We start from the raw sequence: 7909 nt of genomic DNA, 5'->3' as shown, positions 1-7909 counted from the left end.
CCCATGATGGCGGTGAACTCGCCCTGGGGGAAGGTCACGCTGACGTCGTCGAGGGCGACGACGCGGGTCTCCCCCTCCCCGTAGACCTTGTTCAGTCCGGTGGCGCGGGCGGCCGCCAGGCCGGTGCGGACGGCGGTTGCGGTCGACGTGGTCACGGGGGGCTCCTTGTGCTCGTGGGCTTGTACCTCCATGCTCCGCGACGTGATCATGGTCTGGCGTCGCTCCGCCGGACGGTTGGCCCGACCACCGCTGGGCGTACGGGAGGCGCGGCCCGTCCTCCTGCGGTATGACGGGAACCCTGAGGGAGGGTCGACGTCCGGCTCGTGGCCGGAACCGCTATCCTTCGTGGCCGAATTCCGAACAGTTCGTCAGATGGCAAGGAAACATGACAACTTCCGGGGCTGGGAACATGCGAAAGGGTGAGCCGGGCGACTAGGCTCAGGGGTGGTTTCGCAGGACGCCCGGATGGTGGAACGCAGACACGGGCAGCTTAAAACTGCTTGGCCGCGAGGCCGTGCCGGTTCGAGTCCGGCTCCGGGCACAGGTCGACCCGGCGGAGGCGCCGACGGCGCCCCCGCCGGGCGTCGTTCACCGGATCCTCCTCGCGGCGTATCCCGGAATTTTTGCCAAGCCATTACCCTTGTGCGTGGGCGGTGCAGTGCCGCCACGGAGGGAATGAGCAATGAGAAGCAGCAACCCGGTCTTCTCGCGGGAGGGATCCTTCACCCGCGACTCCGGTTACGCGGGGTTCGGAACGAGTGCGCAGGCCGGGAGCCCGTACGGCCACAACCCGTACGCGGGCACCCAGTACGCCCAGCAGCCGTCGGCGCAGGGGCCGCTGACGGACGAGCAGCTCTTCGAGATGTACAACGGGCCGTCCGCCGGCCCCGGGGCCACCGGGCGGATGACGCTCGACGACGTGCTGGCCCGCACGGCCATGACGCTGCTGACCGTGGTCGCCGCCGGTGCGGTGTCCTGGTTCACGCTGCCGTTCAAGAACTTCGGCTTCGCCGTCGGCGCCTCGCTGGTCGCCATGATCGTCGGTCTGGTCGTCCAGTTCCGACAGAAGATCAGCCCGCCGCTGGTCCTGGCCTACGCGGCGTTCCAGGGCTTCGCGCTGGGCGCGGTCACCCACGTCCTCAACACCATCTGGCCGGGCATCGCCATCCAGGCGGTGCTGGGCACGGCGGCGGTCTTCGGGGCCACGCTCTACGTCTACAAGAGCGGTCGGCTCCGGGTGAGCCCGAAGTACACCCGGATCGGCATCGCGATCGGCCTGGGCTTCTCGGGCCTGCTGCTGATCAACTGCATCGCGTGGGCGTTCGGCGGCGGTCTCAACACCTGGTCCGGCCCGCTGGGCGTCGGCATCGGCCTGATCGGCGTCGCCCTCGGCGCGTTCTACCTGACGCTGGACTTCAACGAGATCGAGCAGGCCATCGCCGGGGGTGCCCGGCAGGAGGAGTCCTGGCGGGCCGCCTTCGGGCTCACCTTCTCGCTGGTCTGGATCTACTTCGAGATGCTGCGCCTGATCGCCAGCCTCCGCGGCGACGACTGACACCGTCGGTCGCCGTGAACCACTGCCGCCGGGCCCCGGAGCCACCCGCTCCGGGGCCCGGCGGCTTTTCGCCTAGGCTCGCTGCCATGCATGACGTACAGCTCCTGGACGTACGGCCCCTGGTCGAAGCCGTCGAGTCCCTGGCGGATCGTTTCCGCTCGCTGCCGCAGAGCAAGCTGCTGGGCGCCGTGCCCGGGCACGCCTCGCGGGCGGCGGCCGGGCTGGACCTCGCCCGGCGGCTGGCCGCGCTGGCGCTGGCGGCGGAGGGCGGGCCCGAGCGGGACTTCCCGGACGCGGGGGCCTTCGCGGCGGGGGACCAACTGGCCGTCGCCGGGCACGACCTGGCGGCCGCGCTCGCGGCGCTGCCCGAGGACGCGCGGGTGACGCTGCCGGAGGGGCCCGCCGCGGTGGGCGAGGTGCTGGCCGGGGCGGTGGCGGCGGTGCGCGGCACGGCGGCGCTCTGCGCCTGAGGCCCGGTGCGGCCGGACACGCAGGAGGCCGGCCGGGTCGGTAACCCCTTGACCCGGCCGGCCTTCGGCGTGCAGCGCGTCGAGCCCGTGAGCGGGCGCGCGGAGTCCGGCCCGTGAGTGGGCGTCAGATGCTGGCGACCACCCGGTCGGCGAGCACGTAGACGGCCTCATCGTCGGTGGAGAAGGTCAGCGAGTACGAGCCGGAGAAGCGCGAGCCGCCGAGCAGTCGCACGTGCTCTCCGGCACGGACCGCGTCGATCAGCCGGTACGCGGCCTCCCGGTCGCCCGGGGCCACGCAGAGCGTGGTGCCGTCGGCGAAGGCGTACACGTCCAGGGTGCCCAGCGGGCCCGGGCGGACGTCGATCAGTGCGACGGCCTCCTCGGCGAGGGCGGCCAGCCGGGTGTCCGTCCACTCGCGGGACGGCGCCTGGCTCGGCACGAAGTCGGGGTGCGAGGGGTGGCGGCGCGGGTCGGGCGCGGCGACCGGCGCCTCCTCGACGGCCTGGTCGGCGTCCAGCAGCCCGGCCTCCAGGCCGGTGGCCAGCAGGTCGGCCTCACGGCGGGCCCGGGCGTCCTTCGCGGTCTCGCCCACCGGGTGGCCGGGGCGCAGCGGCGCGCCTCCGTCGGTGCCGGGCTCGGCCGGGCCGGTGCCGCCGTCGTTGATCAGGTCCTCCAGCGCGGAGCGCAGCGCCTCGCCGAACTCCGGGTCCATCGTCCCGGCGTTGTCGGCGGCGTCCTGCGGCCCGGTGGGGCGGGGGAAGAAGAGCGGCCACTCGTCGGTGCCGGAGAACACGCCGTTGAAGGGGGAGTCGAACAGCGGCGCGTCCTCGGCCGCGCGGGCCTCCTGCTCGGCCCAGAACGCCCGGGCCTCGGTGATCTCCCGCTCGCGGTCGGCGGCGAGCGCCTCGGCGACGGCCCGGCGTATCGCGGCCTCGTCCACCGGTGCGGGCACGGCCGGGGCCGCGGCCTGAGCGTCCAGTCGGCGGGAGATTCCGCGGAGACGGAGCAGCACGGCGGTCGACACGGTGATCAGGATCAGCAGCAGGATGGTGTAGACGGCGCTCACGGAACGTACTCCTAGCGAGGAGCGGAACGGGGTTACGTGTCCACACTGCCGCATCCGGGGGTGTTACCGCAGTGGCGAATGTCTAATTAGTCCCGGACTTTCGCTCTTGTCCCCAAATTGTTAGGTAACACCGTTCTACGCAGTGCAGTTGATCCGCTCCGCAGTGTCGATTTCCGAGCCGAAAACGAACGGAAAGAGGGCCGGATCGACCTCGCGGTGTGATCCGGCCCTCAATTACGCAGTGTCACTCCAAATGGGTGGTCCAGACCCTTCGGAGCGTACGGGGGAGGGTCAGCTGAGGCGCTCGATGACCATCGCCATGCCCTGGCCGCCGCCGACGCACATGGTCTCCAGACCGAACTGCTTGTCGTGCCACTGCAGGGAGTTGATCAGCGTGGTGGTGATCCGGGCGCCGGTCATGCCGAAGGGGTGGCCGACCGCGATGGCGCCGCCGTTGACGTTCAGCCTGTCCAGGTCCACGCCGAGGTCGCGGTAGGACGGGATCACCTGGGCCGCGAAGGCCTCGTTCATCTCGACCAGGTCGATGTCGCCGATGCTCAGGCCGGCCCGCTTGAGCGCCTGCTTGGAGGCCTCGACCGGGCCGTAGCCCATGATCTCGGGCGAGAGCGCGCTGACACCGGTGGAGACCACCCGGGCGAGCGGGGTGATGCCGAGCTCGCGGGCCTTGGTGTCGGACATGATGACCAGCGCGGCCGCACCGTCGTTCAGCGGGCAGCAGTTACCGGCGGTCACGGTGCCGTCGGGGCGGAACACCGGCTTCAGGCCCGAGACGCCCTCCACGGTGACGCCGGCGCGCGGGCCGTCGTCCGTGCTGACCACGGTGCCGTCCGGGAGCGTCACCGGGGTGATCTCGCGCTGCCAGAAGCCGGCCTTGATGGCGGCCTCGGCGAGGTTCTGCGAGCGGACGCCGAACTCGTCCTGCTCGGCGCGGGTGATGCCCTTCAGTGCGGCGAGGTTCTCGGCGGTCTGGCCCATCGCGATGTAGGCGTCCGGCACCAGCCCGTCCGCGCGCGGGTCGTGCCACTCGCCGCCGCCCTCCTCGGCCCGCTTGGCCGTTCGGGCCTGAGCCTCGTCGAAGAGCGGGTTCATGGTGCCCGGCATGCCGTCCGAGGTGCCGTGGATGCTGCGCGAGACGGTCTCCACGCCGGCCGAGATGAAGACGTCGCCCTCGCCGGCCTTGATCGCGTGCAGCGCCATCCGGGTCGTCTGCAGCGAGGAGGAGCAGTAGCGGGTGATGGTGGCGCCGGGCAGGTAGTCCATGCCCATCTGGACGGCCACGATGCGGGCCAGGTTGTGGCCCTGCTCGCCGCCGGGCAGGCCGCAGCCCAGCATCAGGTCGTCGATCTCGCGCGGGTCGAGCTGCGGCACCTTGGCCAGCGCGGCCTGGATGATGTGCGCGGTCAGGTCGTCCGGGCGGACGTCCTTCAGGGAGCCCTTGAACGCCCGGCCGATCGGCGAACGGGCGGCGCTGACGATGACGGCTTCGGGCATGACGGGCTCCTCGCTGGGTGACTGCGGACCTGACGTCCGGGAGGAAAGTTACCGCCTGGTAGATCAGGCGTCACCCGCCCCAGCGTGTGAGCTGGCCGACGTATTCCCGGGGCCCGGCGGGTCGTCCTGGACGGGGTGCAGGTGGGCCGCCGCGCCCGACCCGGGCAGGCCGATCCGCAGGCGTCGGCGCAGCAGCGCCCAGCGGTGGCCCGCGCCCGCCGTCTCGACGGCCGCCACCTCGGTGCCCGCCCGCCCGGCCGCCGCGGCGGCGGCCACCGCGACCGGCAGCACCGTCTCGCCCGGCACCGGTGCGGTCGGGCGCTCCTCCTCCGGCCACAGGCCGAGCACGGCGCAGACCGAGGGCAGCAGGGTCATCGCGGCCGTCGCGTAGCCCTGGGCCGAGGGGTGGTAGCGGTCGGCGGCGAACATCTCCGGGCGGGCGGCGAACTCCGGGCCGAGCAGCGAGCCCAGCGAGACCGTCCGGCCGCCCGCCTCGACCACCGCGATGGTCTGTGCGGCGGCCAGCTGCCGGCTCAGCCGCCGGGCCACCCAGCGCAGCGGCGGGCGCACCGGCTTGATCGTGCCGAGGTCCGGGCAGGTCCCGACGACCACCTCGCAGCCGTTGGCGCGCAGTGCGGCGACGGCCTCGCCGAGCTGGCGGACGGCGAGCTGTGCCGGACTGTGCCGGGTCACGTCGTTGGCGCCGACCATGATCACCGCGACGTCGGGGTGGTGCTGCAGCACCTGCTCCAGCTGGCCGGAGAGGTCGGCCGAGCGGCCGCCGGAGCGGGCCGCGTTGACCAGCCGGACCGGGCGTTCGGCCACCGAGGCCAGCCCGGCGGCGAGCAGGGCGCCCGGGGTCTCCCGGCCCCGTGCCACCCCGAGGCCGGCGCCGGTGGAGTCGCCGAGGACGGCCAGCACGAGCGGCGGCTGCGGGGCGGCGGAGCGGTCGGCGAAGGCCTCGCCGTAGACGCCGTCGGCCCTGGGCGGGAGGGTCCCCAGGACGCCGATGGCCTGGATGGCGAGCTTGCTCTCGGTCAGCAGCAGGCCGACCACGCCGACCCCGAGCAGTCCGAGCCCGCCGCCGCCGTACGCCGCCGCGGTGGCGATCCGCCGGGCCACCCGGGCCCGCGAGTCGTGTGCGCCTGGCATCCGGACCCCCTTCACGTCCTCGTGCCGCCCCCAGCGGGGTCGTACACCCCTCCTACCCGCGCCGGGGGCGGGAGTACCGGTGCGGGTGGGCCATTGGGGGAGGCGCCGGCGGCGCCGCCGCGGGAGCGCCGGGCGGGGCGGGCCGTCGGGGAGGGGCGGCGGGTCGTCGCGCGGGGCTGCCGGGGCGGGCCCCGGAGGACGTGGACGAGAGGGGGCGCTGGGGCGCGTGCCACGCCCTAGGCTTTGCAGTACCGAAAGCACTCGCATGCCCATAGACCGGGAGGACCCCCGTGCGGTACCACAACTCGATCATCGACCTGGTCGGCAACACGCCGCTGGTCAAGCTGAACAAGGTCACCGAGGGCATCAGCGCGACAGTGCTGGCGAAGGTCGAGTACTTCAACCCCGGTGGCTCCGTGAAGGACCGCATCGCGATGCGCATGATCGAGGCCGCCGAGGCCTCGGGCGCCCTCAAGCCGGGCGGCACCATCGTCGAGCCGACCTCCGGCAACACCGGTGTCGGTCTGGCGATCGTGGCCCAGCAGAAGGGCTACAAGTGCATCTTCGTCTGCCCGGACAAGGTCTCGACCGACAAGATCAACACCCTCCGCGCGTACGGTGCCGAGGTGGTCGTCTGTCCGACCGCCGTCGCCCCTGAGCACCCGGACTCCTACTACAACGTCTCCGACCGCCTGGTCCGGGAGACCCCGAACGCCTGGAAGCCGGACCAGTACTCCAACCCGGACAACCCGGCCTCGCACTACTACTCCACCGGCCCGGAGCTGTGGGAGCAGACCGACGGGAAGATCACCCACTTCGTGGCGGGCGTCGGGACCGGCGGCACCATCTCCGGCACCGGCAACTACCTGAAGGAGGCGTCGGGCGGCAAGGTCAAGGTGATCGGCGCCGACCCGGAGGGCTCGGTCTACTCGGGCGGCACCGGCCGGCCGTACCTGGTCGAGGGCGTCGGTGAGGACTTCTGGCCGACCGCCTACGACCGCAACGTCGCGGACGAGATCGTCGCCGTCTCCGACAAGGACTCGTTCCAGATGACCCGCCGCCTGGCCAAGGAGGAGGGCCTGCTGGTCGGCGGCTCCTGCGGCATGGCCGTGGTGGCCGCGCTGGAGGTCGCCCGCAAGCTCGGGCCGGACGACGTCGTGGTGGTGCTGCTGCCGGACGGCGGCCGCGGCTACCTGTCGAAGATCTTCAACGACGACTGGATGGCCGACTACGGCTTCCTGCCCTCGTCCACCGACGAGGCGCACATCGGCGAGGTGCTGGCCCGCAAGGAGTCCATCGAGCAGGGCGGCGTCCCGCAGTTCGTCCACATGCACCCCAACGAGACGGTCGCCGAGGCGGTCCGGGTGCTGCGCGAGTACGGCGTCTCGCAGATGCCGGTGGTCTCCCCCGGTGCCGGGCACCCGGACATCATGGCCGGCGAGGTGATCGGCTCGGTGGTGGAGAAGCTGCTGCTGGAGGGCATCTTCGCCAAGGAGATCGAGCTGACCGACACGCTGGACAAGGTGATGTCCAAGCCGCTGCCGGTGGTCGGCTCGGGCGAGACCGTCACCAACCTGATGACCGTGCTGGAGAAGGCCGACGCGGCCGTCGTGCTGGTCGAGGGCAAGCCGCAGGGCATCGTCAGCCGCCAGGACCTGCTGGGCTTCCTGACCGGCCGCGCCGCGCACTGACACGCGGTCACCACCGAGCGCCCGTGGGCGGATCCGGAGGATTCGTCCACGGGCGAAGTGGTACACCGGCGTCACCTGCCCGCATCACGGGGTTAACAACGGTCCGGCATCGTTGTGGTCAACGGCACGACGCCGAACGAGGCGACAGCAAGCGTCCGGGAGCGGCTCCCCGGCGACCGCGGTCGACTCCGGACACATCGGGCGGTCCTGACCCGACCGCTGTGTCCTACCTCCGCGGGAGGCGCCGTCGTCCCGCCCCTGCCCGGCTCCGGCCGGTCGACAGGGTGTGGCGGCTTCCGCGGCCGCACCGCGCCGTACGGCGCGTCCCCGCGGCTCCCGGGTGGGGGAGCCGAGGGGGGAGACGGTGGGGCCGGTCCTTCTTCGAGGGGCCGGCCCCGCCGCCTGTCCGGGCCCGGTCCGCCGTCGCGGCCGTGCGCGGTGCGCCGGGCGGCACGTCGTTCCC

The 7909-nt window shown here is 72.6% G+C and carries 6 protein-coding genes, 1 tRNA gene and 1 pseudogene; 4 read left to right on the top strand and 4 right to left on the bottom strand.

Annotated features, from left to right (window positions below):
• A pseudogene (locus ACZ7KX_RS16215) lies at window positions 1–191 on the bottom strand (ABC transporter ATP-binding protein); the annotation flags it as partial.
• Between the two features lie 268 nt (window positions 192–459).
• On the opposite strand from ACZ7KX_RS16215, the gene ACZ7KX_RS16210 reads away from it, so the two are divergent.
• The 3 genes from ACZ7KX_RS16210 (at window position 460) to ACZ7KX_RS16200 (ending at window position 2025) form a co-directional block, all read left to right on the top strand.
• A tRNA-Leu gene (locus ACZ7KX_RS16210) sits at window positions 460–541 on the top strand.
• Window positions 542–682: 141 nt separating this feature from the next.
• Window positions 683–1555 carry a Bax inhibitor-1/YccA family protein gene (locus ACZ7KX_RS16205; protein ID WP_470326958.1) on the top strand — a complete coding sequence of 291 codons (873 nt, stop codon included), beginning with the start codon at window positions 683–685 and terminating at the stop codon, window positions 1553–1555.
• A gap of 86 nt (window positions 1556–1641) precedes the next feature.
• Window positions 1642–2025: a hypothetical protein gene (locus ACZ7KX_RS16200; RefSeq protein ID WP_470326957.1), complete on the top strand. Its 384-nt coding sequence runs from the start codon at window positions 1642–1644 to the stop codon at window positions 2023–2025.
• A 124-nt stretch (window positions 2026–2149) separates the two neighbouring features.
• Here the strand turns inward: ACZ7KX_RS16200 and ACZ7KX_RS16195 are convergent, their stop codons facing one another.
• From ACZ7KX_RS16195 to ACZ7KX_RS16185, 3 genes are all read right to left on the bottom strand, one after another.
• The gene (locus ACZ7KX_RS16195; protein WP_470326956.1) at window positions 2150–3091 is read right to left on the bottom strand and encodes a hypothetical protein; all 942 of its coding nucleotides are present in this window, start codon (window positions 3089–3091) and stop codon (window positions 2150–2152) included.
• 291 nt (window positions 3092–3382) lie between these two features.
• The gene (locus tag ACZ7KX_RS16190) at window positions 3383–4603 is read right to left on the bottom strand and encodes an acetyl-CoA C-acetyltransferase (protein ID WP_470326955.1); all 1221 of its coding nucleotides are present in this window, start codon (window positions 4601–4603) and stop codon (window positions 3383–3385) included.
• Between the two features lie 63 nt (window positions 4604–4666).
• Entirely contained in the window at window positions 4667–5755 is a 1089-nt protein-coding gene (locus tag ACZ7KX_RS16185) for an SGNH/GDSL hydrolase family protein (RefSeq protein WP_470326954.1), read from the bottom strand.
• A gap of 290 nt (window positions 5756–6045) precedes the next feature.
• Here ACZ7KX_RS16185 and ACZ7KX_RS16180 point away from each other — a divergent pair, with 290 nt between their 5' ends.
• Window positions 6046–7446: a cystathionine beta-synthase gene (locus ACZ7KX_RS16180; RefSeq protein WP_350522238.1), complete on the top strand. Its 1401-nt coding sequence runs from the start codon at window positions 6046–6048 to the stop codon at window positions 7444–7446.
• Window positions 7447–7909: the final 463 nt, after the last annotated feature.

This window comes from Kitasatospora sp. NPDC038210, assembly GCF_055600605.1.
Note: the sequence above shows the minus strand (reverse complement) of the source record. Positions and strands in the feature narration are given on the sequence as shown.